The 26,488-nt window shown below is 69.4% G+C and carries 25 protein-coding genes; 14 read left to right on the top strand and 11 right to left on the bottom strand.

The window, feature by feature from the left end; translation table 11 throughout:
• Nucleotides 1-69 precede the first annotated feature (69 nt).
• The 3 genes from NG1_RS17560 (at nucleotide 70) to NG1_RS17550 (ending at nucleotide 2,336) form a co-directional block, all read left to right on the top strand.
• Nucleotides 70-1,590: a class I adenylate-forming enzyme family protein gene (locus NG1_RS17560; protein ID WP_062972138.1), complete on the top strand. Its 1,521-nt coding sequence runs from the start codon at nucleotides 70-72 to the stop codon at nucleotides 1,588-1,590.
• Nucleotides 1,591-1,612: 22 nt separating this feature from the next.
• The gene (locus tag NG1_RS17555) at nucleotides 1,613-1,915 is read left to right on the top strand and encodes a hypothetical protein (protein ID WP_062972136.1); all 303 of its coding nucleotides are present in this window, start codon (nucleotides 1,613-1,615) and stop codon (nucleotides 1,913-1,915) included.
• Between the two features lie 73 nt (nucleotides 1,916-1,988).
• A complete protein-coding gene (locus NG1_RS17550; protein WP_063910369.1) occupies nucleotides 1,989-2,336 on the top strand; it encodes a DUF4286 family protein in 348 nt (115 codons plus the stop codon).
• Nucleotides 2,337-2,378: 42 nt separating this feature from the next.
• Here the strand turns inward: NG1_RS17550 and NG1_RS17545 are convergent, their stop codons facing one another.
• Both NG1_RS17545 and NG1_RS17540 read right to left on the bottom strand, forming a co-directional pair.
• A complete protein-coding gene (locus tag NG1_RS17545) occupies nucleotides 2,379-4,013 on the bottom strand; it encodes an FAD-dependent oxidoreductase (RefSeq protein ID WP_062972130.1) in 1,635 nt (544 codons plus the stop codon).
• An 89-nt stretch (nucleotides 4,014-4,102) separates the two neighbouring features.
• Nucleotides 4,103-4,765 carry a TetR/AcrR family transcriptional regulator gene (locus tag NG1_RS17540; RefSeq protein WP_062972226.1) on the bottom strand — a complete coding sequence of 221 codons (663 nt, stop codon included), beginning with the start codon at nucleotides 4,763-4,765 and terminating at the stop codon, nucleotides 4,103-4,105.
• A 204-nt stretch (nucleotides 4,766-4,969) separates the two neighbouring features.
• Here NG1_RS17540 and NG1_RS17535 point away from each other — a divergent pair, with 204 nt between their 5' ends.
• Both NG1_RS17535 and NG1_RS17530 read left to right on the top strand, forming a co-directional pair.
• Entirely contained in the window at nucleotides 4,970-5,965 is a 996-nt protein-coding gene (locus NG1_RS17535) for an acyl-CoA dehydrogenase family protein (protein WP_062972127.1), read from the top strand.
• Nucleotides 5,946-7,121, top strand: a complete 1,176-nt coding sequence (locus tag NG1_RS17530; RefSeq protein ID WP_062972124.1) for an acyl-CoA dehydrogenase family protein — start codon at nucleotides 5,946-5,948, stop codon at nucleotides 7,119-7,121. The genes NG1_RS17535 and NG1_RS17530 overlap by 20 nt, the downstream gene beginning before the upstream one ends.
• Nucleotides 7,122-7,224: 103 nt before the next feature.
• On the opposite strand, the gene NG1_RS17525 is transcribed toward NG1_RS17530, so the two are convergent.
• The 3 genes from NG1_RS17525 to NG1_RS17515 all read right to left on the bottom strand — a co-directional run bounded on the left by NG1_RS17525 (nucleotide 7,225) and on the right by NG1_RS17515 (nucleotide 9,149).
• The gene (locus NG1_RS17525) at nucleotides 7,225-7,416 is read right to left on the bottom strand and encodes a ferredoxin (RefSeq protein ID WP_062972225.1); all 192 of its coding nucleotides are present in this window, start codon (nucleotides 7,414-7,416) and stop codon (nucleotides 7,225-7,227) included.
• 171 nt (nucleotides 7,417-7,587) lie between these two features.
• Nucleotides 7,588-7,848: a ferredoxin gene (locus NG1_RS17520; protein WP_062972121.1), complete on the bottom strand. Its 261-nt coding sequence runs from the start codon at nucleotides 7,846-7,848 to the stop codon at nucleotides 7,588-7,590.
• Nucleotides 7,848-9,149, bottom strand: coding sequence for an NADH-ubiquinone oxidoreductase-F iron-sulfur binding region domain-containing protein (locus NG1_RS17515; RefSeq protein WP_062972118.1), 1,302 nt, complete (start codon nucleotides 9,147-9,149; stop codon nucleotides 7,848-7,850). Before NG1_RS17515 ends, NG1_RS17520 begins: the two co-directional genes overlap by 1 nt.
• Before the next feature lie 72 nt (nucleotides 9,150-9,221).
• Here NG1_RS17515 and NG1_RS17510 point away from each other — a divergent pair, with 72 nt between their 5' ends.
• Entirely contained in the window at nucleotides 9,222-9,695 is a 474-nt protein-coding gene (locus NG1_RS17510) for a hypothetical protein (RefSeq protein WP_062972116.1), read from the top strand.
• 41 nt (nucleotides 9,696-9,736) lie between these two features.
• Here the strand turns inward: NG1_RS17510 and NG1_RS17505 are convergent, their stop codons facing one another.
• Genes NG1_RS17505 through NG1_RS17480 form a run of 6 tightly spaced genes read right to left on the bottom strand, consistent with a single transcriptional unit; the run spans nucleotide 9,737 to nucleotide 14,890 of the window.
• A complete protein-coding gene (locus tag NG1_RS17505) occupies nucleotides 9,737-10,603 on the bottom strand; it encodes an alpha/beta fold hydrolase (protein ID WP_062972223.1) in 867 nt (288 codons plus the stop codon).
• A gap of 35 nt (nucleotides 10,604-10,638) precedes the next feature.
• Entirely contained in the window at nucleotides 10,639-11,031 is a 393-nt protein-coding gene (locus NG1_RS17500; RefSeq protein ID WP_040864065.1) for a Rieske (2Fe-2S) protein, read from the bottom strand.
• Nucleotides 11,032-12,177 carry an amidohydrolase family protein gene (locus NG1_RS17495; protein WP_062972114.1) on the bottom strand — a complete coding sequence of 382 codons (1,146 nt, stop codon included), beginning with the start codon at nucleotides 12,175-12,177 and terminating at the stop codon, nucleotides 11,032-11,034.
• 21 nt (nucleotides 12,178-12,198) lie between these two features.
• On the bottom strand, nucleotides 12,199-13,290 hold the full coding sequence (locus NG1_RS17490; RefSeq protein ID WP_062972112.1) for an amidohydrolase family protein: 1,092 nt from the start codon (nucleotides 13,288-13,290) through the stop codon (nucleotides 12,199-12,201).
• A 19-nt stretch (nucleotides 13,291-13,309) separates the two neighbouring features.
• Nucleotides 13,310-14,674, bottom strand: coding sequence for a cytochrome P450 (locus NG1_RS17485; RefSeq protein WP_062972110.1), 1,365 nt, complete (start codon nucleotides 14,672-14,674; stop codon nucleotides 13,310-13,312).
• Between the two features lie 51 nt (nucleotides 14,675-14,725).
• Nucleotides 14,726-14,890: a ferredoxin gene (locus NG1_RS17480; protein ID WP_062972108.1), complete on the bottom strand. Its 165-nt coding sequence runs from the start codon at nucleotides 14,888-14,890 to the stop codon at nucleotides 14,726-14,728.
• Between the two features lie 595 nt (nucleotides 14,891-15,485).
• On the opposite strand from NG1_RS17480, the gene NG1_RS17475 reads away from it, so the two are divergent.
• From NG1_RS17475 to NG1_RS17440, 8 genes are all read left to right on the top strand, one after another.
• Nucleotides 15,486-17,024 carry an AMP-binding protein gene (locus NG1_RS17475; RefSeq protein ID WP_062972221.1) on the top strand — a complete coding sequence of 513 codons (1,539 nt, stop codon included), beginning with the start codon at nucleotides 15,486-15,488 and terminating at the stop codon, nucleotides 17,022-17,024.
• 278 nt (nucleotides 17,025-17,302) lie between these two features.
• Nucleotides 17,303-18,946, top strand: coding sequence for an FAD-dependent oxidoreductase (locus NG1_RS17470; protein WP_062972107.1), 1,644 nt, complete (start codon nucleotides 17,303-17,305; stop codon nucleotides 18,944-18,946).
• Between the two features lie 72 nt (nucleotides 18,947-19,018).
• A complete protein-coding gene (locus NG1_RS17465) occupies nucleotides 19,019-19,882 on the top strand; it encodes an alpha/beta fold hydrolase (protein WP_062972105.1) in 864 nt (287 codons plus the stop codon).
• 2 nt (nucleotides 19,883-19,884) lie between these two features.
• On the top strand, nucleotides 19,885-21,555 hold the full coding sequence (locus NG1_RS17460) for a bifunctional 3-(3-hydroxy-phenyl)propionate/3-hydroxycinnamic acid hydroxylase (protein ID WP_062972104.1): 1,671 nt from the start codon (nucleotides 19,885-19,887) through the stop codon (nucleotides 21,553-21,555).
• On the top strand, nucleotides 21,512-22,483 hold the full coding sequence (locus NG1_RS17455) for a 3-carboxyethylcatechol 2,3-dioxygenase (protein ID WP_062972103.1): 972 nt from the start codon (nucleotides 21,512-21,514) through the stop codon (nucleotides 22,481-22,483). Before NG1_RS17460 ends, NG1_RS17455 begins: the two co-directional genes overlap by 44 nt.
• Nucleotides 22,484-22,512: 29 nt before the next feature.
• Nucleotides 22,513-24,309 carry an FAD-binding protein gene (locus NG1_RS17450; RefSeq protein WP_062972217.1) on the top strand — a complete coding sequence of 599 codons (1,797 nt, stop codon included), beginning with the start codon at nucleotides 22,513-22,515 and terminating at the stop codon, nucleotides 24,307-24,309.
• Entirely contained in the window at nucleotides 24,310-25,611 is a 1,302-nt protein-coding gene (locus NG1_RS17445) for an LLM class flavin-dependent oxidoreductase (protein ID WP_062972102.1), read from the top strand.
• A 27-nt stretch (nucleotides 25,612-25,638) separates the two neighbouring features.
• Nucleotides 25,639-26,460, top strand: a complete 822-nt coding sequence (locus tag NG1_RS17440; RefSeq protein WP_062972101.1) for a coniferyl-alcohol dehydrogenase — start codon at nucleotides 25,639-25,641, stop codon at nucleotides 26,458-26,460.
• Nucleotides 26,461-26,488: the final 28 nt, after the last annotated feature.

The following is a 26,488-nucleotide window of genomic DNA, read 5'->3' as shown; positions in this document are numbered from 1 at the left end:
TTGCATCCAGTGTGAATATGCTATTCTCCGAAATCGAGAATGACGATACCGTCGTGCGGAGGGTGCGGAATGAGCGTTTCGCTCTTGCTGGACATGGCTGCCTCGAGCAACCCGGACCGGCTCGCGGTGGTGTGCGACGAGGTGCGCTGGACCACGTCCGAGCTGAGCGCGCGCGTCCAGGGAGCGGCCGCGGTGATCGCGAACTCCGGCGCGCGGAGCGTGGCCTACGTCGGTACCGGCGGACACCTGCTGCCGTTGTTGATCTTCGGATCGGCGGGCGCGGGAATTCCGTTCACGCCCTTGAACTATCGGCTCGCCGCCGACTCCTTGGCCGAACTGATCGCTCGGCTGGAGGATCCGCTGGTGGTCTGCGACGAGGAGTACCACGACATCGTCGCGGCCTCCGGCGCCAGGATCATGCGCTCGTCCGCGTTGGTCGAGGCGGCGGCCGCCGTCGATCCGGTCACCGACGCCGAGCCGCCCGATCCGGATCAGGTGGCCGTCGTGCTGTTCACCTCCGGGACGACCTCCAAGCCCAAGGCGGTCGAGCTCTCGCACAACAACCTGGTCAGCTACATCACCGGGACGGTCGAATTCGACTCGGCCGAACCCGCGGACGCGGCGCTGATCTGCGTACCGCCCTACCACATCGCCGGTATCGGCGCGGCGCTGTCCAACCTGTACGCGGGCCGAACGATGGTGTACTTGCGCAACTTCGACGCGGCGCGGTGGATCGAGCTGGTCGCCGGTGCGTCGGTCACCACCGCGACCGTGGTGCCGACCATGCTCGATCGCATCGTGACCGAATTGGAGCGCTCGGGGGCGAGGTTGCCGACCCTGCGCACCCTCGCCTACGGCGGATCCAAAGTCGCGCTGCCGCTGGTTCGCAAAGCACTCGACCTGTTGCCCGAAGTGGGTTTCGTCAACGCATACGGCCTGACCGAGACCAGTTCCACGATCGCGGTGCTGGGACCGGAGGACCACCGGGCCGCGCATCGCTGCGCCGACCCGGCGGTCGCGCGGCGGCTCGGCTCGGTGGGGCAGCCGGTGCCCGGCATCGAGGTGCAGATCCGGGACGATCACGGGCGGGTGCTGCCCGCCTGCGCGACCGGGGAGCTGTTCGTCCGAGGGCCTCAGGTGTCCGGCCGGTACACCGGGATCGGCTCGGTGCTGGACGACGAAGGGTGGTTCCCGACCAAGGACGTGGCGATGCTCGACGCGGACGGTTACCTGTTCGTCGGCGGCCGCTCCGACGACACGATCATCCGCGGCGGCGAGAACATCGCGCCTGCCGAGATCGAGGATGTGCTGGTGGAGCACCCAGCGGTGCGCGAGGTGGCGGTGATCGGCGTGGAGGACGCGCAGTGGGGCCAGATCATCGTGGCGGTGGTGGTGCCCGCCGACGGCGCCGCACCGGACCCCGAGCGACTGCGCGACTACGTCCGAGCCGGGCTGCGCGGCTCCCGCACGCCCGACCGGGTCGTCTTCCGGGATTCGCTGCCCGCGACACCGACCGGGAAGGTGTTGCGCCGCGCACTCGTCGACGAGTACGGCCCGCAGCCCGCGGCGGATGTCGCCGTCAATACGTAGTCACCGTCAGGAAAGGATGACAATGGTCAAGAACGGCACTCGCCTGCGCAGCCAGGTGTGCGACACCGAGGTGATCGTGGTGAAGGCGGCGGACAGTCTCGCGGACCTGCGCGCCGGGGGCGTCCCGATGATCCCGATCGGCGCCGAACGCCCTGCGGGCGCCGAGCCCGCCGCGGGCTGCACCGACGGCAACCTGATGGGCAAGCGCTATGTCGACGATTCCGGCGCGGAGATCCTCGTGACGAAGGCCGGGATCGGCACGCTCAGCGTAGGTGCCACACCCTTGGCGCTGAAGGAAGCAAAGCCCCTGCCGGCCAGCGACTGACCTGACCGGGTTCTCGCAGCCTCACGGCTCCGGCGCGTGGCCGGTGTGAAGGCGAAGCGGAAGGAAGCGAAACGTGGCGGAATCGAAGATGCTGGTGTTCTCCAATGCCGTGGAGGGCCAGGACGATGCGTTCAACGAGTGGTACGACAATCAGCATCTCGCCGAGGTGGTCGACGTGCCGGGCGTGTCGAGCGGGCAACGGTTCGAGATCGTGCCCGCCGCCCTGCCCGGCGGAAGCGGCGAGGCGCCCGCGCACCGGTATCTGGCGGTGTACGAGCTGAGCGACGATCCGGACGCGGTCGTGCAAGTGTTCCTGGCCCGGGCGGCCAACGGGGAGATCCGGCTCAGCAAGGCGCTGGATGTCTCGACGCTCGCCGTGTCGGTGTGGCGCGCCCGCGGCGACGGGCACGCGGCGGACTGACGGATCCACCGGGGGCGCGTCGAAGGCGTCGCCCCCGGTGACTCATCGCCGTGCCACCGCCAGCATCTCCTCGACGGAGAAGAACTTGACCCGGGGTCGAGCGGCCGCGGCGCCGCGCTCGCGCTCCGCGGCGTCGATGGCACGCCACCCCGACCAGCCGACCGCGTCGGCGCCCCGCTCGGCCAGCCGTGCGCGCAAAGCCGCCCGGTCGGCCACCTCCCGGGACAGGGCTCCGCTGTGGAAGTCGGCCAGCAGCGCCGCGACGGTTTCCGCGGCGCAACCGCGGTTGGTGCCGATCACGCCGCGCGGCCCGCGTTTGATCCATCCGGTGACGTAGACGCCGGGCAGCGCGGCGCCGGTGTCGTCGATCACACGGCCCCGCTCGTTGGGGACGGTGCCGGTGCGCGCGTCATACGGCAGGCCGTCGACCGGACTTCCCGTGTAGCCGATCGACCGCAGCACCAGTGCGGTCTCGATCGAGTCGGTGTCGCCGTCGGGGGAAGCCGCGAGGAAAGCTCCCTCGGCGGTGATGTGGTTGCGGACGGTACGCACGTGCTCCACCCGTTCGCCACCGACGATCTCGACCGGCGAGGTGAGGAACCGGAACACGATCCGCTTGTTGCCGGAAGTGGCGGGGCGCGCGGCGAATTCGCGCGCGATCTCCAATTTGAGCGCCGTCTCCACGTCGTCGTCCTGGTGCGCGGCGAGGTCGCCGCCCTCGATGATCACGTCGACACCGGCGAGGTGTCCGAGCGCGTGGAACTCGCCCACCGAGAACGCGGCGTCGCGCGGACCGCGGCGCCCGAGGACGACGACCTCCTCGATGCGGCTGTGCGCCAGGGCTTCCGAGGCGTATTCGGCGATATCGGTGGCGGCGAGGTCCTCCGGTGTCATCAGCAGTACCCGGGCCACGTCCAGCGCGACGTTCCCGTTTCCTACGATCACCGCCCGGCGCGACGACAGGTCGAATCGGTGCGCGGCATGGTCGGGGTGGCCGTTGTACCAGCCGACGAAATCGGCGGCCGCGTGGTGGCCGGGCAGGCGCTCGCCGGGGATGCCGAGATCGCGGCTCGCGGAGGCGCCGACCGCGTAGATCACCGCGTGGTGGTGGGCCAGCAGATCGGCATGGGTCAGCGTCCGTCCGATCTCCACATTGAGATGGCAGGCGAAGCGATTGTCGGCGAAGGCGGCATCGAAGATGCGCACCACCGACTTCGTGCGCTGGTGGTCGGGCGCCACTCCGGCCCGGATCAGGCCGAACGGCGTTGGCAGCCGCTCGAAGAGGTCGACCTCGACGCCGCTGTCGAGGAGTTCGGCCGCGGCGTAGCAGGCCGCGGGCCCCGCGCCGACCACCGCCACGCGCAGCGTGCCCTGAGCGATCGGCGCGCGCGTGCTCGGCGGCTCGATCACCCCCGGCTCCAAGGGGTGGCGGCGGAAGTACGCCGCGTTGATCTCCCTGAACCGTTCCAATTCGGGCGGAAGGTCGTACTCGGAGTAGATCGCGTCGACCGGGCACTCATCGACACACGCGCCGCAATCGATGCAGGTCTCCGGATCGATGAACAGCATCTGGGTGCCGGGTGCGTCGGCCCCCTCGGTGGGGCGGATGCAGTCGACGGGGCATGCCGCCACGCAACTGGCGTCTTTGCAGCAGTTCTGGGTGATGACGTAAGCCACCGGCCGACCTCCTCGAAGTATGGCGCGAACCGCCAGGGCCCACCGGAAGTGTAAGTCAAATTATCTACATAGGAGAATATCATTCTTGCTCAGGACGTGCGGCGGCCCGTGATGCCGTGGGCGCAGAAGGCCCAGACCTCCTCGGGCGTGAGCGGTTTCGCGTCGGGATCCGCGTTCGCCGGCTGCGAGGTGAACATCACCGTATGCATGATCATCGCGGCGAGACGGCGCGGATTGGCGGCGGCGGTGAGCCTTCCCGCCGTCTGCGCGTCCGTCATCAGCTCGGTGAACAGGGCGAACAGCGACGCATGCGCCATCCTGACCTCGGTGGGATGGGAGCTGAGCAGCTGCGGTGAGAACTCGGTGAACAGCGGCCGCCGCGCGTCCGGATCCGGTCGGCACAACTGGAACAGCAATTCCACCGCTGTCCGCAATCGGTCCAGGGGTTCGCCGCTGTTGATCGTGGCCGCCCGGATCTGCTCCACGGTGCGGCCTAGCGCGTCCTCGTAGAGTGCGAGCAGCAGTTCGTGCTTGCCGTCGAACTGTAGATAGAAGCTGCGCAACGACTGCCGCGACCGGTCGACGACCTCCTGGACGGTGAAATCCGTACTGCCCTTCTCGGTGATGATCGCCTGCGCCGCGTCCAGGAACCGTTGCACTCGCTGCCCGGCCCGCAGCTTCGCTGTTCGCAGCGACCGCTCCACCGCGCGCTGCTTCCAGGCAGGCTCGCGCCGCCCCTCCACGTCAGTCATGGTCGCCGCGTCCCGCGCGCCGACTCGCCCGCATTCGCCGCGAACCACGCATCACCGCATGATACTCGTTCGGAACCCTCATTCTTCGCCTCCGGCGCTTAGCATCTGAGAATTGAAACTACTATTATCTTGAATGAAGAACCATATTCTCAATACGATGCGAGGGAACGGGTTTCCCGGACAGTCGTCGAGGAGGACGATCGGATGTTGCTGGAGTTCGACTCCGATCAGCGTTTGTGGCAGGACACTGTGCGCGAGGTGCTCGCGCGGCACTGTCCCGCCGCGCTGATCAGGGACATCGCCGATCGTGGCGCGGATGCCGGGCCCCTGTGGAAGGTCTATCGCGACCAGGGGTGGACCTCGCTGACCGACCCGGGTGACACGGTCGAGCTGACGATCCTGCTGGAAGAACTGGGGCGAGCCACCGATCCGACACCCTACCTGGCCACGATGACCCACTACGCGCCCTTGACCGGTGATCCCGACCCCGCGACGGCGGGAACCGCGGTGTTCGACGGCATCTCGGCGCATCGCGACGGGGCGACATGGATCTTGAACGGCACCGCCCAAGCGCTCGACGGCGACCGGGCCGAACGGGTGGCGGTCGCTACCCCGGCCGGGGTGTTCGTGCTTCCCGCGGATCGAGTCGCCGCGCGCCGGATCACGGTCTTCGACCCGCTGCTGCACGTCGCCCAGGTGACGCTGGAACAGGTACGCGTCGATGCGGGCGACCGGCTCGACCGCGATGTGCGGCACGCCAGGGAGGTCGCGCTCACCGGCCTGGCGGCCACCATGGTGGGAGCGTGTCAGCGGGTGCTGGACCTGGTCGTCGAGCATGTCGGCGTGCGCCGCCAGTTCGGGAAGCCGATCGGCGCGTTCCAAGCGGTCGCGCACAAGGCCGCCGACATGCACGTCGCCGTACAGCGTGCGCGCGCGCTGACCTATTGGGCCGCGCTGACCGTCGCCGCGGGCGATCCGCGGCGGCATCTGGCCGCCGTCATGGCCAAGGCGGCCGCGGGCGAGTGCCAGGCGGTGGTCTTCCGGCACGGCCTTCAGCTCTTCGGCGCCATGGGCTACACCTGGGAGAACGATGCGCAGTTCGCGCTGAAACGGGCCAAGGCCGGGGAACTGCTCCTCGGCGGCGCCGACGAGCATCGCGCCACGATTGCGAGGGAATACCGTGCAGCTGAGCTTCGATGACAATGTGGAAGCGTTCCGCGCCGAGTTCGTCGAATTCCTCGACCGGCATCTGCCGCCGCAGGCCGCGGCGGGCGAACGTCCGCGATCGACCTCCCATGTCCCCGACTGGGCGCGGCAGTGGCAGCGGTTGCTGTTCGAGCACGGCTGGCTGGTGCCGGGCTACCCGCCGGAGTTCGGCGGCCGCGACGCGGGAATCCTCCAGCAGTACGTGCATCGCGAGGAGCTGGCCCGGCGCGGCATCTACGAGAACTTCAATCCGCAGGGCGTGGGTATCGTCGCCGCCTCGCTGATCACCTTCGGGACGCCGGAGCAGCAGCGGCGCTGGGCGGTGCCGATCCTGCGCGGCGACCTCACCGCCGCGCTCGGGATGAGCGAGCCGGAGGCGGGCTCGGATCTGGCCGGCCTGCGTACCAGGGCGGTCCTGCGCGGTGACCGGTTCGTCGTGGACGGGCACAAGATCTGGACCTCGGGCGCGCACGATGCCGACGTCGTGCTCGCGTTCGTGCGGACCGATCCCGACGCGCCGAAACACCGGGGCATCTCGGCCCTGCTCGTTCCGACCGATGTGCCCGGAGTGCGCTGCCGTCCGTTCGCCTCGGTGTGCGATCCGGACGACCTGGATTTCAACGAGGTGTTCTTCACCGAGGTGGAGGTGCCCGCCGAGAACCTGGTCGGCGAGCTGAACAAGGGCTGGCGGGTGGCCAACGGCTCGCTCGGGCACGAGCGCACGCTGCTGTGGCTCAGTTTCGCCGACCGGCTGGACGGCCTGCTGGCCGACTTCCGGCCGGACACCGCCGTGGCCGCCGATCGCTACGCCGGTCTCGTGCTCGACGCGCACGCGCTGCGCCTGCTCGGATCCGACGCGCTTGCCAAGGCCGCCCGCGGCGAAGACGACGGGGCCGCGCTCTCGGTGCTCAAATTGCTGGGATCCGAAGCGGTGCAACGCGGGGCCGAACACGCCCTGGCGGCCGCCGGGCCGAACGGTCTGCCGCATCCCGATGTCACCGCGCGGCACAGCGTGTTCAACCTGGAAGAGACCGCGCCGGGTTGGTTCGAGCGGTTCGTGCGCAGTTTCGCGGGCACCATCGCGGGCGGCACCTCGGAGATCCAGCGCAACATCATCGCCGAGCGGATCCTCGGCCTGCCCCGGCAGTGACGGGCCCGCCCGGTCGGCATCGGCTCACGCCGCCGACCGTGAACCCATTGCGCACCAGCGTATTTCGAATCGACCGGCCGCCGGTCGGGTGTCGGCCCCAGGATCACTCGATGAGCGAGATGGCGGCGCGCGGGCATTGCGCCACCGCGTCACGCACGGGGGATTCGACGTCCGGGGTCACCTCCGGCCGCAGAACGTGCAGTTCGTCTTTGTCGTCCAGTTCGAACACCTCGGGGATGATGCCCACGCAGATGCCGTTGCTCTCGCAGGCCCGGTAATCGACCTCGATCCTCATCGCGCCGCCTTCGTCTCGCAGTGTGACCGGCCCGCCGTGCGAACCGCCGATGCCGTGGTTGCGGTGTGTTCCGCCCGCTTGCCGTGTTCGCTCATCGAACCGGCACCCGGTCTGCCCGGCGGATCGCCGACGCGGGGTGCCGATGTGCGCCGCCACGCTTGCCGTGCTCATTCATCGAAGCGGCTCCTGACCCGCCCCGTCGGCCGCCGGAACCGTTGGGAGAGCGGGGGCTTCGGGTTCGGGCATCGCGATGATGGCGTGCACGGGGCAATCCAGCAGCGCGCGCAGCACCGCGTCCTGGTCGGCCGCGGCCACGACACCGGTCCCCTCCAGCGCGGCGTAGCCCCAGTCGTCGAGCGAGAAGTGCGCGGGCGCGTGCTTGGCGCACAGGCCGAATCCGTCGCACAGCGTGCGGTCGAGACGAATCCTCATCAGGCCACCCCTTCCACGCCGAAGGGTCGCTCGGCCACCCGGACACCGCAGGCGCAGAGGGGGCAGCGGCCGTCGAGATGCGCGCTGACCTCCGCGCCGAACCGCGCCAGCAGTGTGGCCGCGGCGTTGGCCGCGCCGTCGAGGGTTCCGCACGCGCCGCGGCCGCGCAGCACCACCGACCATCGCCGCAATCGTTCGATGTCCGCGGCGTTGGCCTGCCCGTCACGCAGCGCGGTGGCCGCCGCCGCCATCGCGGCGGTCCCGTTGAAGCAGGACCCGCACTGGCCCGCGTTCTCGCGGTCGAAGTAGCTCAGCACCGCCGCGGCCACGGCGACGGGGCACTCGTCGGTGAGCACCGAGATCGCCCCGCACCCGAGCCCGCTGCCGAGGGCCCGGATCGACTCGTGGTCCAGGGTGGCCGTCAGCACCGCGCGGTCGAGCATGCCCGCGAAATAGCCGCCCATCAGTGCGCCGCGCACGCTCTCGGACGCCACGCCGTGCAGGGCGAGGACATCGGTGAATCTCGTGCCGTGCGGCAGTTCGTACAGTGCGGGCGGACGCCCGCCTCCCGTGACGGTGGCCAGGAAGGTACCCGGGGAATGCTCGGTGCCCACCGCACGGAACGCGGCGGCGCCGTGCCGCTGGATGAACGGCAGATGCGCCAGGGTCTCCACATTGCCGACCATCGTCGGCAGCCCGTCGACCCCTTGTTCGAACGGTCGCGGCGGCTTGTCGGAGGGCTTCGCGGGGCCGCCGTTGATCGCCCGGATCGCCGCGGTCTCCTCACCGGCGACATAGGCCGGGTCGACGGTGACCAATTCGATGGCGACCTCGCCGATTCCGGCGGCGTCGAGTTCGGACAGCGCGGCGTCGATACAGCGCGCGGACTCCGGATCCGAGACGTAGACGTAGGCCCGCCGCGCGTCGACGATAGCCGCTGCCAGGCGCACTCCGTCCAGCACCAGGTGCGGGCGGTGACGCATCAGCCACTTGTCCTTGACGGAGGCGGGTTCGCCCTCCTCGCCGTTGGCCACGACCACGGTCTCGCGCCCGCGCCGCCCGGCGTCCCGGACGCCGGTGAGTTTGATCGCGATCGGGAATGCCGCGCCGCCACGGCCGAGCAGCCCGCTGCGCCGCACCTCTTCCAGCACGGCCTCGACCGAGCCGAGCGGCAGGTAGCCTCCGGCCTCCCGGTACGCGGCGAGATCTTCGGCGCTGTCGCTCATCCGCAGCAGGCGCGGCACGCAGCCGGGCGCGGGGGCCACGGTGAGCCCCGCGACCGGCTCGACAGTTTCTTGCATGGCAACCTCTTCTGGCTGGATTCCGAGCGAGGGACGCCCCGTCGTCCGGATGCGGCGGTTACGCTTTCCGCCATGAGAACCGCGGTGCTGCGTATCAATGTCGACCCGGCCGGGCAGCTCACCGCGGCGCAGATGGCGGACGGGTCGGCCGAGCTGCGCGCCCACGCCGCCTCGATTCCGGCCCAGCTCATGGACGACGATCCGGCGGCGCGGCCCACGGGAGGACGTGAAGTCCGATTGCTGGTCGAGACAGACGATCCCGACGCCGCGATGGGCGAGGCGGTGCGGGTGTGCGCCGCGGCGTTCGGCACCGCCCCGGTGGCGGGTGTGGTCACCTTCGCCAGCCGAGGGACCGATGACGACGCCCACGGCGTCCTGGCCGGTTTCGGCGTGACCGGTGAGATCACCCGGGCGCCGGACGCCGACGGCTTCGACGTGGTGTCGGTGACGCTGCTCGAGTCCGACCTGGAACGGGTGCCGGAGAGCCGGATCCACACCGCCCTGGAGGCATCGTTGAACTGCGAGGTACGAATCCTCACCCGGTGAACGGGGCGAGCGGGCGCGGGGCAACCATGGGGGCCCGGCCATCAGCCGTCCAGGAACTTCAGGATCGCGGGCGCGGCAAGCACCCAGGTGTCGAACATGTTGTAGTGGACGACCTTCCCGGCGGCGCGTTCCTCGATCGCGCGCTCCCAGGCATCCTCCGGCCACGGTGGATCGATCAGCGTCGAGCCCTCGATCAGGCAGCTCACCTCGAGTGACGTGCGTTTGGGATGGTCGAGATCCCCCGCCCCGCCACGGATGATCAACGTGGGGACGCGGATGCGGTCGAACATCTCGTCGTCCACGCCGGGGATCGTCTGTCCCGGCTTCGGGACATAGGCGCCCAGCCAGCGCAACGACAGTTTCACGAACTCGTCGCGGTCCAGGTTCAGCAGGCGTTGCTCGTTGGCGGGGTTCGCGGCGATACGCTCGCGCCACTCCCGCAGCCGCGGCAAGCCCGCGACGCCGCTTCCGCGCACGACCTGCAGGCTGGGCAGCACGTAATACGCGCCCAGGTTGAACACCCCGTAGATGCCGCCCACGATGTTCCAGAGCACCAGTTTGCTCACCCGGTCGGGGTAGAGCATGGCCGTGAGCATCGAGTCGCGGGCGCCGCCGGATCCGCCCGCGAGCACGCACGGGCCCGCGCCCAGCACGGCGAGCAAGCCGTCGAGCGTCTGCGCCCGCATGTGCGACTCCGTCTGCCCGTAGAACTGCACATCGGAGCCGCCGCAGTTGGGGCGGTCCCACAGCAGCACCGTGTAGCCGCCGGCGACGATGGCTTCGGCCAGCGGGCGCAATCCCGGCACGTCCATGCCGAACCGGCCGCCCGGCGTCAGGACGACGAGTTCGCCGCGGTCACCGAGGACCTCGTACACCACCTTGCCGCCGTTGATCTCCACCGAGGACACGCCCGCGGCGCCGATTTCGCTGTTCACGCGGCGCCTCAGGCCATGACCACGACGTCGTCGCCGACGATCCGGACGGGATAGGTGCGGATGCTCCACTCGGGTTTCACCGCGGTGGTGCCGGTCGCCAGTTCGAAACCCCACTGATGCCAGGGGCAGTAGATGTATTCCTTGTCCCGCACCATGACCGCGTCACCGGGAACGGACTCGTCGACGACTGTGCGTCCGCGGGCGCGGCCCGCGCACAGCGGGCCGCCCTCGTGCGGACAGTAGTTCGCGATGGCGTAGAAGGTCCCGTCGACGTTGTACACGCCGACCCCGTGCCTGCCGATCGGCACCACCTTGGACGAGCCCGGGGGGATCTCGTCGACGGTCGCGACGACGTGCTCGCGCCCTTGTGCCAGCCGTGGCGTCTCGGATTCGTCCGGCACTCAGAACACCCGCCTCTGGCCGTCGATGGCGGGCACCGTCTCCGGCAGGTGATAGGTCTCGATGCCGTTGCGGTACATCACGCGGTCGCGGGCGTATGCCGGGAGGTGTTTGACCAGCCAGCGGGGGTCGTCGAAGGTCCAGTGCGGGTAGTCCGAGGAGTACAGCAGGATCTTGTCCGCCTCCATCCATTCGAACGCCCGGGTGAGTTCGGTCTTGTCCTCGGGATAGTCCAGTGGCTGGGTGGTGAATCTGATGTGCTGCTTGACGTATTCCGACGGTTTGCGCCGAATTCCGGTCCAGGACCTGCGCGCTGCGTAGATCGCGTCCATCCGCCACATCAGGGGCAGGATCCAGGTGAAGGCATGCTCCACGAACACGATTCGCAGCGTCGGGAAACGGTCGAACACCCCGTCGAAGATCAGGCTCATGATCTGGTTCGCCGCCAGCAACGAGTAGGTGACCATGAAGTCGTGGTTGTAGCTGGGGAAACCGACCGGCGGCATGGGCATCGTCTCGTAGGCGCCGCGGCCGAGATGGCAGCTGACCACCAGATCGTGCTTGGTGGCCGCCGCCCAAATCGGGTCGTACCTCGGATCGCCCCAGGCCGGGCGTGGTTCGGCCTTGATGAGGATCTGCGCCATGTACGGGTGCCCGGCCCAGTGCTCGATCTCGCGGACCGCGCCGTGCGGGTCGTCGATCGCCGCGCAGATCGAGCCGCGCCACCGCTGGTGCCAGTTGTTCTCCGGGTCCAGCCAGTGATTGGCCAGCCAGTGGTTGACTCCGGTCGCCAACGCCTGGGTGGCCTCGGGAAGGCGGGTGGCCTTGACCGTGGGCTCGAGGATCGCGATGTCCGAGCCGGCTTCCACGATCAACTGCCGGAAGGCCAGTTCCGGGTCGCTACCGGGGAATTCGCCGTCGGCGGGAAAGGTGTCCACGCGCATCGCGAAGGAATGCGCGTAGTCGGGAGCGTCGTAGATGATCGTCTCGCCGACCCGGTGGCTGAGAAAATACGAGCTGCGATACGGCTCCGGGATGTACTCCACGAGTTCGCGGCGCCGTGGCACGGGGTGCACGTCCGAGTCGACAACCCGGACGGCGACCTGATCGGGCGCCGGGGCGCGGTGCTGCTGGTGGGACAGCGTCATGGTCGTCTCCCTTGTTCGCGACTACTCGGAGACCAGCCCGGCCGGGACATCGATCCCGTAGAGCTGGGCGGCGTTGCGCCAGCAGATCTTTTCGCGCTGCTGGGTGGTGAGCGTGGACGGCAGCACATCGACATTCGCGCAGTGCCAGTGCGGATAACTGGAGCCGAACATCACCATGTCCTCCTTGCCGGTGAAACCGAGCCATTCGGAGGCCCATTCGGTGTCGCCCGGCCCGTCGAGGCTGCCGTGGACGAAGAAGACGTGACCGGGCAGGTAGTCGCTGGGCATCCGTGGCGCCCACGGCGTCTGCTCCAGGTGTGGCCTGCCGAAGGTGTCCATCCGCCAGGTGAAGGGGGTGAGCAGATCGGCCGCGCCGTCGGCCCAGACGAACCGCAACCGGGGCAGCCGCTCGAACACTCCTTCGGCGATCATGTTCATCAAGTGGTAGACGTAGTTCAGCGACATGAACCCGAGGTACTGCTCGTAGGTGCGGGTGTGCCCCGACGGCGTGGGCGGGAAGGCGATACTCTCGCCGGTTTCGATGTGCGCGGCCACCGGCAGCCCGGCTTCGGCCGCCGCCTCCCACAACGGCCAGAACTGCGGCTTGCCGTACAGTTCGCGCGACTGCAACGGGACACCGACCTGGACCACGCCGGGATGGTCCGCCCACCTGCGGATCTCGCGCAGCGCGCCCGGGGTGTCCTCGGGGTTCACCCGAATGGTGCCGCGATAGCGGGACGCGTACGCCCCGGAATCCAGCCACCGCCCCACCATCATCTCGTTGTGCGCCGACAGCATCGCCGTGGTCAGGTGCCGGTCGGGCAGGATGCCCCGGGTCATGGGATGCAGGATCGCGACGTCCACGCCTCGCGTCTCGAACAGCTGCTCGCCGACCACGTCCGGATCGGAACCCGGGTATCCGCGGGAAGGTCCCCTGGTTCCCTCGGCGTACTCCCCGCCGGGAGCGCCGTACCAGTCCAGCTCGGCATCCGGGATGCCACGGCTCTTGTACGGCTCGCGCAGGAAGCCGCGCATATCGTCGTTCGAAGCGAAGAAGATGTGCACGCTGCCGTCGATGACGGGCATGCTGGTGCCGTCGGAAAGCGTAATCATCCGATGTCTCCCGGTGGCGTCAGTCGATCCGCGCGACGTCGGGGCGCTCGGTCACCGGCGCCGCCAGTCGCTGCTCGTCGCAGATCCGCTGCAATCTCTCCAAGGTCTCCTCCAGTCCGGCGCCCAGGCGCGGCCCCGGTGTGAAGGTGGCGGGCAGATGCCGCATGCCCTGGATCACCCCGATGGTCTCGTAGTGCACGGTGCCCTCGGGATCGCAGCGGTAGTCGGGCATCCGGTCGAGCACGGCGGTGAGCATGGATTTGAACACGGTGCGCGCGACGTTCGACCCGATGCAGCGATGCACGCCGAGGCCGAAACTGAAGTGCCGGTTGCCCTTGCGATCCAGGACGACCTCGTTCGGATCGGGGAAGATCGCGGGATCGCGGTTGGCCATCGCCCAGGAAAGCCACAGGCGGTCACCCTCTTCGAATCGGGTGTTCTCGACGACACAGTCGGCCGAGATGGTGCGCCCGTCACCCGGCGCGGGGGTGAAGAAGCGCAGGAACTCCTCGGTCGCCGGGGCCAGCAGAGTGTCGCGTTCGCGGCTGAGCAGCTCGCGCTGGCCGGGGTGATCCGACAGCCATTCCAGCGAGTGCGCGGTGAGCGCGGTGGTGGTGTCGAATCCGCCGCCGATGATCAGGCCGAGCATGCCCAGCAGTTCGAGGTCCGGCGCGGGCTCGCCGTCGATCCGCAGTTCGGTGAGGGCGTGCACCAGGCCGGGCCGCGGGTTCTGCTTGATCTCGGCCAGGTTGGTCAGCAGATCGATGCCCATCGCGCGGTGCATCTCGGCGACCCGTGCAGCGTCGGGCGAATCCTCCGGCGTGTACACCGAGGCGTGCACCGGCTCGCTGTAGATGGACCACTGTCGCAACGGGATTCCGAGCATGGCCAGGGTCAGCACGGCCGGAACGACATTGGCGAGGTCGTCGACGAAATCGATGCGCCCGCTCTCGATCCTCTCGTCCAGGCTCGCCCGCACGATCTCGTCGATGACCGGCTCCCAGCGCCGGACCGCGGCAGGCGAGAGGTAGGGATTGAGCACCTGGCGGTAGAGCCGGTGCTCCGGATCGTCCATCTCCAGCATGCCGCCGCGCACCACCTGCGCGCGCCGGGCGGATGGGATGGAGATCCCTTTGTAGCCCTTGCGTTCGCCGTGCAGATCGTGGTCGTTGGAGACGTGCGGGCAGCGGGCGAGTTCGAAGACCGCGTTGCCGCCGCCGGCCACCCAGTGACCGTCGTAGGTGTCGCTCCACGCGATCGGGCACTTGGCGTGCAGTTCCTCGGTGATCTCCTGGAACCGGTGCCGGTATTCCGGTGTGTGCCGGTCGAACTGGTACCGGTTCTTCTTGCGGTCCTCGTCGGCGACTGCGTCGTCAATGCTCACAATGTGTTCCTCTGCTGCTCACGGAATGCGGCGCGCCCGACGCCGAGCGCCTCAGGCGAGGGAGATGGCCCGTTCGGGGCACTGCTGGTCGGCCGGGACTTCGCCAGCGATGGCCGTCGCGTGTCCGTCGACGTCGCTCAGCTCGAATGCCGCTGGTGCGTTGATCGAGCACGGGGTGTGTCCCTGGCAGCGATCCGGATCCACTCGGACCTTCATCGTTCGTTCCTCCGCAATCGTCGTGGGGTGCCACGGGGCCGGCGCGTCGATCAGCTAGGCGCCGGTGATGAACGCGGCCTCGCCTTCGGCTCGCACCACAGCTGAACCTTCCGTTCTCTTCGATGGCCACAGCGCCAGGCCGTGACGACCGATCACGCGTCGGCTGGTACGCCGCGGTGTGCCCGCACAGGCGGTGCGTCCGCCGGGCGGCCGACGTTCGCGCAGCCGGGGTCCTGGCGCAAGGCTCGCCGGATCGGGTACGGGCTGGCCGTCTCGGTGCAAGAATCAAACTTGCCGTCAATGAGAACGGTACTCTACCAAAAGTGTCGCCACAAGCCGCGCCTATTCAGCGGATTTCACCTGCTCAGGCGGCATCCGGGTGTGGCTCGGTGGATCAGTCGGACGCCTGAGGCAGCGCTGCCGACGCATGATCGGATGAATTGATCTCGTTTTTGGAGAATATTGTTTCCGTAATGGCGGGAAGCGGTTCGTCCGGACGCATCGGCCGATGCCGGCCGTGCCGGGTCGTTGCCCGCCGATACCGAACGGCCGCGCACGACGGCGCCGGTCCCGAGAAGTGAGTGAGAGTGCCGAGATGCGAACGGTTCCCGAGGAATTGCGAGTCCGCTATGAGCGGGAAGGCTGGTGGCGCCGGGAGACGCTGGGCGAGCTGCTGGTCCGTGGTCTCGCCGCCGCCCCCGGCACCGAGTTCCGGGTGCATTCCGATGTCCGCCCGTGGTCGGGCACTTTCGCCGATGTCGAACGCGTCGCCCGCAGGCTCGCGGCGGGTCTGCGGGCACGTGGCGTCGGTCCGGGTGACGCGATCGCGTTCCAGTTGCCGAACTGGATGGAGGCCGCCGCGACCTTCTGGGCCTCCGCGATCCTCGGGACGGTGGTGGTGCCGATCGTCCACTTCTACGGCCGCAAGGAAGTCGGGCACATCCTCGAGGTCGTCCGGCCCGCCGTGTTCATCACGGCCCACCGGTTCGGCAGGCTGAGTTTCGACCCAGACGTGAGCGCCGGGGTTCCGCTGGTCGGGCTGGTGGAGATCGACTTCGATCACCTGCTCGCCGACGAGCCCATGGCGGGGGTGGCCGCCGTGGATCCGTCGAGTCCCGCGTTGATCGCCTTCACCTCGGGAACCACCAGCGCGCCGAAGGGCGTCGTGCACAGTCATCAGACACTGGGTTGTGAAGCAAGGCAGCTCGCCGAGCGGACCGCGTCGGATCGGGGCAAGCAGCTCACGGCCACCCCGGTGGGGCACTTCATCGGCATGGTCGGCGCCTTCCTGATTCCGGTGTTGCACGCCAAGCCGGTGCACCTGGCCGACGTCTGGGACCCGGGCCGCGCGCTGGCGCTGATGCGCAGCGACGGCATCTCGATCGGGGGCGGTCCGCCCTACTTCGTCACCAGCTTGCTCGACCACCCGGACTTCACCCCCGAGCATCTGCGGCACGTCCGATATGTCGGACTCGGCGGATCCGCTGTCCCGGTCTCGGTGACCCGCAGGCTCGCCGATCTCGGCCTCGTCCCGTTCCGCGCCTACGGCAGTACCGAGCATCCGTCGATCACCGGGTCGCGGTACACAGCGCCCGAGGAGGAACGGCTCTACACCGACGGCAGGCCGATGCCGGGTGTGGAGATCCGGCTGGCCGAGGACGGCGAAATCCTCAGCCGCGGACCCGATCTGTGCCTCGGCTACACCGATGACCTGCTCACCGTCCGCGCCTTCGACGCGGACGGCTGGTATCACACCGGTGACATCGGCGTGCTCGGCGCGGACGGCTGCCTCACGGTCACCGACCGCAAATCCGACGTGATCATCCGCGGTGGCGAGAACATCAGCGCGCTGGAAGTGGAGGAGGTGCTCGCCGAACTGCCCGCGGTCGCCGAAGCGGTGGTCGTGGCCGTGCCGGACGAGCGCTTCGGTGAGACGGTCGGCGCCGTGCTGCGCATCCGGCCGGGGCGCGTGCTGCCGTCCGCGGAGGAGGTGCGCGCGCACTTCGCCGCCGCGGGCATCGCGCGCCAGAAGTGGCCAGAGCGGTTGTTCGAGGTCGAGGACTATCCGCGGACGGCGAGCGGCAAGGTGCAGAAACATCTCGTCCGGGCGGGGATTGCCACATCCGCGAGATGAGAATACCATTCTTCTCAGTTGCAAATGGAGGTCTCGCTACTTCGATCGCCCGCAGGTCGCTCGAAGCATCCGCCCGGCGGATTCGCGGTTCCCCCACACGCAGTCCTCCGGGCCCCGGCTCGGAGTCGACCGTGCCGATCCGATCCGGGCGCCCGCGCGGTCTCGACTTCGAATCCGTCGGCTCGGTAGGGGCCCCGAAGCGCCCGCCGAGTCCGGCTCCAACGAGCGGGTCCGGCGCGCCAGAGGCTCACCCGTGCAGCCGAAAGGAAGTCGCCGCAGTGCCTTCGCAGCAGCAGGAACGGTCCGCCAGCACGGCGGACGCCGAGGTCGACGTCGTGGTCCTCGGGACCGGCGCCGCCGGCCTGACCGCCGCCCTCGGTGCGGCGGTGCACGGCGCGTCGGTGGCGGTCTTCGAGAAGGCGGCGACCGTCGGCGGGACGAGCGCGGTGTCGGGCGGCATCGCGTGGATTCCCGCCCACGACCGCTGCGCCGACGGACCGCTGAGCGTGGCCGACGCGCTGAGTTACCTGCACGCCCAATCGCTGGACTCGATGGACGACGAGCTGGTCGAGGTCTTCGTGCGCACCGGTGCGGCGATGGTCGACTTCGTCGAGGCGCACAGCGGTGTGCGCTTCGAGATCGCCGACGGCTTCCCGGACTACAAACCGGAACTGCCCGGCGGCAGGCCCGGCGGCGGCCGCTCGCTGAGTCCGGTCGCCTTCGACCTGGCCCGGCTCGGAGTGTGGCGCGACCGCATCACCGCCTTCCCGGCGGACTGGAGCAACGTCGGATTCGACGCCGAGACGCGCGCACGGCTGCACGCCACGGTCGCCGACGAGTCGGCCGACCTCTGCGTAGCCGGAACCGCGCTCGTCGCGGGCTTGCTCGCCGGCGTGCTCGACGCCGGAGTGATCCCACGAACCGGGGCAAGGGCCACGGAGTTGATCGCCGAGGACGGCGCTGTCACCGGTGTCCGGATCGTCACGGCCGCGGGCGAATCGACGATCCGGGCGCGCAGCGGTGTCGTCCTGGCGACCGGCGGATTCGAATGGGACCCGACCCTGATCCGCTCCTTCCTGCGCGGCCCGATGCACGGCGCCGTGTCGCCGCCGAACAACACCGGAGACGGGCTGCGCATGGCGATGGCGCACGGCGCGGACCTCGGCACGATGAGCGAGGCGTGGTGGGTGCCGATCGTCCGGATTCCCGGCGACACCATCGAGGGCAAGCCGCGCAGCCGCAGTGTGCGCCTCGAACGGACGCGCCCGCGCAGCATCATGGTCAATCGCGCGGGCAGGCGGTTCGTCAACGAGGCGTCGGAGTACAACTCGATGGCAGGCGCGTTCCACTATCTCGATCCCAAGGGCGGCTACGTCAACGATCCCGGCTGGATCGTCTTCGACGCCGTCCATCTGCGACGCTACGGCTTCCTCGGTATCGCGCCCGGCGATCCGGTCCCCGAATGGTTCTGCGAATCCGCGGATCTCGCCGAGCTCGGGAAGAAGACCGGTATAGACCCGGACGGTCTCGCCGCGACCGTGTCCGCGTGGAATCGTCATGTCGCCGCCGAGGTCGACCCCGACTTCGGGCGCGGCTCGAGCGCCTACGACGGCTGGTGGGGCGACGAGCGCGCCGCCACCGTCGCCGGCCGCACCCTCGGTCCGATCGATACCGCTCCCTACTACGCCGTGCCCGTCACCGTCGGGGCGATGGGAACCAAAGGCGGCCCACGCACCGACCGGGACGGACGCGTGCGGCACGTCAGCGGGACGGTCATCCCCGGGCTGTTCGCCGCGGGCAACGCGATGGCCGGGGTGACCGGCCGGGCCTACGGCGGAGCGGGCGGAACCATCGGCCCCGGGATGGTGTGGGGCTTTCGCGCCGGATACGCCGCGGCGACCGGGAAATCGGTCGAGATCTGAGCACAGAGCGAGAGGCATCGCGCCTGCCCCGCCGCGATGGCGAACAGGCCTGGTTCTACGGAGGATAACGAGTTGCCGGAATACGAGAGCATCTGGAGCGATCTCCAAGGCGTCCCCTTCACCCAGGGATACCTGGACGTCGGCGGCGTCCGGACCCGCTACCTACACGCGGGCGATCCGACCTGCCCGGCTCTCGTCCTGCTGCACGGGTCCGGGGGGCACGCCGAAGCCTACGTCCGCAATCTGGAGTCCCACGCCGTGCACTTCTCGACGTGGTCGATCGACATGCTGGGGCACGGCTACACCGGCAAACCCGGGCATCCGCTGGAGATCTCGCACTACGTCGAGCACGTCATCGGATTCCTCGACGCGGTGGGCGCGCGCCGCGCCTGCGTCAGCGGCGAGTCGCTGGGCGGCTGGGTGGCCGCCCGCGTGGCGATCGATCATCCCGAGCGTGTCGACCGCTTGGTGCTCAACACCGCGGGCGGGTCCCAGGCCGACCCGGAGGTCATGCGCCGCATCGTCACGCTGTCGATGGCGGCGGCCACCGACCCCACCTGGGAGACGGTGCAGGCCAGGATCAAGTGGCTGATGGCCGACAAATCGAAGGACTACGACGACGTGGTCGCCAGCAGGCAGCGCATCTACCGGCAACCGGGCTTCGCCGCCGCCATGCGCGACATCATGGCCTTGCAGGACCCGGAGATCCGGCGGCGAAACCTGCTGGGGCCCGGTGACTACGGCCGGATCACCGCGCCGACCCTCGTGCTGTGGACCAGTGACGACCCCACCGCAGACGTCGGTGAGGGCAGGCGGATCGCGTCGATGATCCCCGGTGCGCGCTTCGAAGTCCTGCCGGGTTGCGGGCACTGGCCGCAGTACGAGGACGCCGAGACCTTCAACGCCCTGCACCTCGACTTTTTGCTGGGCGGCTGACCATGGCCGAGCGGAGGATCTCCACCGCCCCCGACGTCGACGTGCTCGTCGTGGGTGCGGGCCCGGTCGGCTTGACGCTGGCCAACATGCTCGGGATGTACGGTGTGCGCGCCCGGGTGGTCGAGGAACGCCCGAGCCTCATCGACTACCCGCGCGGCGTCGGCCTGGACGACGAATCGCTGCGGACGTTCCAGGCGATCGGGTTGGCCGACCGCGTTCTGCCGCACACCACCCCGAACCAGATCATGCGGTTCGTCGACGCCCGGCGCAGGCTGCTCGCCGAGATCGCCCCCACCGACGAGCAATTCGGCTGGCCGAAACGCAACGGGTTCGTCCAGCCGCTGGTCGACGCCGAGCTGCTCGCCGGGCTGGCCCGTTACCCGCACGTCGAGGTGGCCTGGGGGACGGCCATGGTCTCGTGCGCGGAGGCCGGCGGGCGGGTGACGGTCGAACTCGCCACCGACAGCGGGCCCTCCACCGTGACCGCGCGATACGTGGTGGGCTGCGACGGCGGGCGCAGCGCCACCCGGCGGCAGATGGGGGTCTCGTTCGAGGGCACCACCTCGCCGACGCGCTGGCTGGTGGTCGATCTCGCCTCGGATCCGCTGGGGCATCCCAACATCGAGGTCGCCGCCGATCCGGCGCGGCCGAACGTGTCGGTGTCGATCGCGCACGGCATCCGGCGCTTCGAGTTCATGATCCACGACGACGAACCCGACGAACTGGCCGAGGATCCGGCGTTCGTGGCGCGGATGGTCGCGCCGTTCGTCCCGCATCCCGAGCGGCTCGAGGTCATCCGGCGCCGGGTCTACACGCACCATTCCCGGATCGCGGGCGCCTTCCGGCGCGGCCGCCTGCTGCTGGCAGGCGACGCCGCGCACCTGATGCCGGTGTGGCAGGGGCAGGGTTACAACAGCGGGATCAGGGACGCGGCCAACCTCGGCTGGAAACTCGCCGCTGTCGTCCGGGGGCAGGCGGGCGACGCCCTGCTCGACAGCTACGACCTGGAGCGCCGCAAGCACGCCAGGGCGATGATCGATCTTTCGACGATGGTCGGCCGGGTGATCTCGCCGACCGATCGCAAAGTGGCGGCGGTCCGCGACGCGCTTGTTCGCGCCGCGGCCGCGATTCCCCCGGTGAAACGCTATGTGCTGGGCATGCGGTTCAAGCCGATGCCACGCTACGAGCGCGGGGCGGTGGTGCACGACTGGTCCCGTTCGCCGAAGTCCTCGGTCGGCACCCTGTTCGTGCAGCCCCGGGTGGACACCAGAGACCGCACCGACGTCCTGCTCGACGAGGTGCTCGGACCGTGGTTCGCCGTGCTGTGCTGGAACAACCGGCCCCGCGATGTGCTCGGAGCGACGGCGTTCGAACGATGGAAAGCCCTGGGAGCGCGGTTCTTCGAGGCCCGCCCGTCGGCCCAATTGCGCTGGACCGGTCACGACGACCCCGACGTCGTCGTCGTGGGCGACCGAACCGGCGCGCTGAAACGCTGGTTCGACGGCCAGCTCGACTCGGTGCTGTTCCTGCGGCCGGACCGCTGCGTGGCGGGGGCGTCCATCGCGCAACAGGCGCCGGAACTGAGCGCGGCCCTGCTCGACACGCTCGACCTGCTCCGAGGAGGAAACGATGCCGCTGGCCGTGTGCTGCGTCTCGCACAGCCCTCTTCTTGACCTCCCCGGGCCGGAACGAGAATTGCTCGAGGACATCGAGTCGGCCCTCGACGAGGCGTCGCGGTTCGTCCGCGACTTCGACCCGGAACTGGTCGTGGTGTTCGCGCCCGACCACTACAACGGGTTCTTCTACAAGCTCATGCCGCCGTTCTGCATCGGCACGGCGGCCACCGGAGTCGGCGACTACGGCACGCACGCCGGGCCGCTGGACGTCCCCGCCGACCTGGCGGCCGAGCTGGCCGAGGCGGTGCTCGCGGCCGGTGTCGACGTGGCCGTCTCGATGACGATGGAGGTCGATCACGGGACGGTCCAGCCGCTGCAGCGGCTGCTGGGCGCCGCGACCGCGCGACCGGTCGTCCCGATCTTCGTCAACTCGGTGGCCGTGCCGCTCGGTCCGCTGCATCGTGCCAGAGCGCTGGGCGCGGCCGTTGGCGCGTATCTGGCGACACTCGGCAGGCGGGTGCTGGTGCTGGGTTCGGGCGGGCTGTCCCACGACCCACCGGTGCCCGCGCTGGCCACGGCCACCGGACCCGCGCTGGAGCGGATCGTGCACGGCGGGCAGATGACCCCGCAGCAGCGAAATACCCGGCAGGAGAGGGTGATCGAAGCCGCCCGCGAATTCGCCGCCGGGCGCGGCGGGCTCCGGCCGCTCAACCCCGAGTGGGACGGGCGCTTCCTCGAGATCCTCGACCACGGGCGGCTCGACGAGTTCGACGACTGGGCCAACGCGGCGATCACCGAGGCCGCGGGCAACTCCGCGCACGAGGTGCGCACCTGGGTCGCCGCCTTCGCGGCGCTGGCAAGCCAGGGGCCGTACCGGACGACGGTGCGCTACTACCGATCCGCTCCCGCGCTGATCGCCGGGTTCGCCGTGCGAACCGCCCTCGCGGACGCGGGCCGGGACAACGATTCGACCGCCAGGAGGTGAGCGTGACATCCGAACCGATCGACGCACCCGTGTCCGGCACCGCGAAGTCCGGAAACACCGGAGAATCAACGGAGTTCGACCATGCCGTCGATGTCCTGATCGTCGGCTCCGGCGGCGGCGGGCTGACCGCCGCGCTGGCGGCCGAGGCGTCCGGACTGTCCGTCCTGGTGGTCGAGAAGGCTGCCTACTACGGCGGATCGACCGCGCTGTCGGGCGGCGGCATCTGGGTGCCCGGCGCCCCGGCGCAGAAGCGCGACGGCTACACACCCGATCCCGACGGGGTGGTGGAGTACCTGCGCGCGATCACCGAAGGCCTGGTCGGCGACGCTCGCCTGCGGGCCTATGTCGCGAAGGCGCCGCGGATGATGGAATTCCTCGAACAGCGCAGTCCGTGGCTGCGGTTCGTGTGGAAACCCGGCTACGCCGACTACTACCCGGAACTGCCCGGCGGCTCCGCGCAGGGCAGCACCATCAACGTGCCGCCGATCGATCTGCGCATGCTCGGCGACGAAGAGCAGAACCTGCTGCGTCCGCTGGCCTTGGCCCCGAAGGGAATCTGGCTGGGGCCCAAGGATCTGCGGCTGTTCTACCAGGTGCGCCAGTCCTGGCGCGGCAAAGCCGTGCTGGTGAAACTGGTCTGGCGGATGTTCCGCGCCAGGGTGTTCGGTGACCGGATCGCCGCCATCGGCCAATCCCTGGTGGCCCGGCTGCGGCTCGCACTGCGGGAGCGCGACATCCCGCTCTGGCTGAACGCGCCGATGACCTCCCTGATCACCGGAGCCGAGGGCGGCGTGGTCGGCGCGGTGGTCGAGCGCGACGGGCAGCCGTCGCGGATCCGGGCCGAACGCGGCGTGATCCTGGCCACCGGCGGCTTCGATCACGACATGGCCTGGCGCAAGGAGCACCAGCCGGTCGTGGACCAGGACTGGAGTTTCGGCAATCCGCAGGCCATGGGCGACGGCATCCGCGCCGGGCAGCAGGTCGGCGCGGCCACCGACCTGATGGACGAGGCGTGGTGGTTCCCGGCCATCCAATGGCCGGACGGCCGGCTGCAATTCATGCTCAACGAGCGCATGATGCCTGCCCAGTTCATCGTCAACGGCGCGGGCGAGCGGTACATCAACGAGGCCGCGCCGTACATGGATTTCGGCCACGCGATGATCGAGGGCCAGCGGTCGGGTACCACGCACATCCCGAGCTGGCTGATCACCGACGTGCGCTCCTGGCGCCGCTACGTCGTCGCCGGGCACCTGCCGTTGCCGAAGATCCCGTTCGCACCGGTGCCGACCGGCCGGAAGATCCCGCAGGCCTGGCTGGACTCGGGCGTCGTCGTGGCGGCGAACTCCTGGACGGAACTCGCGGCGAAGATCGGCGTGCCCGAGGATCGCCTGCGCGCCACCGCGAAGCGATTCGACGAACTCGCCCGCAACGGCCACGACGACGACTTCCAGCGCGGCGACAGCGTCTACGACAACTACTACGGCGACCCCACCCTGCCCAACCCCAACCTGTATCCGCTGGGCAAGCCCCCGTACTACGCGTTCCGGATCATCCTCGGCGATCTCGGCACCTCGGGCGGCCTGCGCACCGACGAGCACGCCCGGGTGCTGCGGTCCGACGGCACCGTCATCCCGGGTCTCTACGCCGTGGGCAACACCTCCGCGGCGGTCATGGGCCGCAGTTACGCGGGCGCGGGCGCCACGATCGGGCCCGCGATGACGTTCGGCTACGCCGCCGTCGAGCACCTGGCGGGTAGCGCGACGGCGGCCCACACCGAAACCGCCCGCGACAACTCGACATTCGATTCCATCGGAGGAAGTAAGTAAATGAAGATATCCCTGTTCTACGAATTCGCGCTGCCGCGGCCGTGGGTGCCGGACGACGAGCGACTGCTCTTCAAGGAAGGTCTCGCGGAGGTGGAGGCCGCCGACAAGGCGGGGTTCTCCACCGTCTGGCTGACCGAACACCACTTCCTCGAGGAGTACTGCCATTCCACCGCGCCGGAGATCTTCCTGGCCGCCGCCAGCCAGCGGACCGAGAACATCCGGCTCGGTTTCGGCGTCATGCATCTGCCTCCGGCGATCAACCATCCGGCCCGGGTCGCCGAACGGGTCGCCACACTCGACCTGATCTCCGATGGACGGGTGGAGTTCGGCACCGGCGAATCGTCGTCGGTGGGCGAACTCGGCGGATTCGACATCGATCCCGCCGATAAGCGCGGGCAGTGGGAGGAGGCCCTGGAGGTCGCCATCCGCTGCATGATCGAGGAGCCGTTCACCGGTTTCGAGGGCGAGCACATCCAGATGCCCGCGCGCAATGTGATTCCCAAGCCGCACCAGCGCGCGCATCCCCCGGTGTGGGTGGCCTGTACCCGGCCTTCCTCGGTGCAGATGGCGGCACGGTTGGGCGCGGGTGCGCTGAGCTTCGCCTACACCGGACCCGGGCCGCTGGCGGATCGGGTCCGCGGGTACTACCAGGAGTTCGAGGACAAGGCCGAGCCGTGGCTGCCCGTGCTCAACCCGAACATCCTGGCCATCGGCGGCGATCTGTCGATGATGGTCGCGCCCACCGACGAGCAGGCTCTCCAGCGACTGGGACTCGGCGGCGGGTTCTTCTCCTTCGGGATCATGCACTACTACATGACCGGCCAGCACACCCCCGGTCGCACGGGTGTGTGGGACCGCTACCTCGACGCTGTCGAGGAGGACGAGACGCTGGCCTACGGGCCGGGCCGGGGCGCCATCGGATCGCCGGACACCGTACGCGAATTCCTGCGCGGCTACGAGGAGAGCGGCGTCGACGAGATCATCCTGCTGCTGAACCCGCGCAGCCACGAGGCCACCATGGAGTCCATCGAACTCATGGGCAAGCACGTGCTGCCGGAGTTCATCGAGCGCGACGAGAAGGCCGTCGCCGCGAAGGCCAAGCGCCTCGAGCCGGTCATCGAGAAGGTCGAGGCGCGGCGTAAGCCGTTGGCCTCCCCGGCATTCGACGAGAACTACGCGTTCGGCGGCCTGCCCACCGGCCGGGGCGGCTCCTTCACCGCCAGCGAGATCCCCGAAGCCATGGCCGAGATCAACGAGGGCCGGGTGCAGGCCGCGCAACGCGCCAAGGAAGAAGCGCAGTGATCCCCGGACGAGAGGGAGACAGAGCAGATGCCCGAGGTCGAACGAGCAGATGAGCTGTGGCGCTACGACGGCAAGCGGGTCGTCGTGACCGGATGCTCGTCCGGGATCGGCGCCTGCGTGGCCCGTCAGGTCAGGGCACTCGGCGGCCGCGTGACCGGTCTGGACGTGGCAGAGCCGGCCGGTGACCTCGACGAATTCCATCGAGTGGACATGGCCGACGCCGCGTCGATCGAGCGCGCCGTCGCCACGCTAGGCGGCGGCGTCGACTCCCTGTTCAACGTCGCGGGCGTCTCCTCGGGCATCGGCGACCCCATCCGCGTGGTCACGATCAATTTCCTCGGCCTGCGGCAGTTCACCGATGCGCTGACGCGGTCGATGGCGCCGGGAGCCACGATCGCGAGCGTGTCCTCGCTCGCGGCGGCCGGCTATCTCGAGCACCGCGAGCAGGTCGGCGGCCTGCTGGACACCGCGGACATGCAGGCCGGAATCGCCTGGTGCGAAGCCCATCCCGACGCCGTGGCCGACGGCGGTTATCGGTTGTCGAAGGAAGCGATCATCTACTACACGATGCGTAACGCCGTCGCCCTGGGGGCGCGCGGCATCCGGATCAATTGCACGGGTCCGGGAGTGACGCAGACGCCCATCCTGGAGCAACTGCGCGCGGCCTACGGCCAGGAGTATCTCGACACCATTCCCAAGCCGCTGGGCCGGGTGTGCGAACCGGCCGAACAAGCGGCCGCCTTGCTGTTCCTCAACAGCCGGGCGGCGAGTTACGTCACCGGCCAGGTGCTCTGGGTCGACGGCGGGAATGTGGGCGCCCGGATCGCCGGTGTGGACGCGGGCTCATGACCGCCGGAATACCGGCACTCAGCGTGAA

The organism is Nocardia gamkensis NBRC 108242 (assembly GCF_001612985.1).
Taxonomy (GTDB): Bacteria; Actinomycetota; Actinomycetes; order Mycobacteriales; family Mycobacteriaceae; genus Nocardia; species Nocardia gamkensis.
This window is presented reverse-complemented; position numbering and strand designations above follow the sequence as displayed.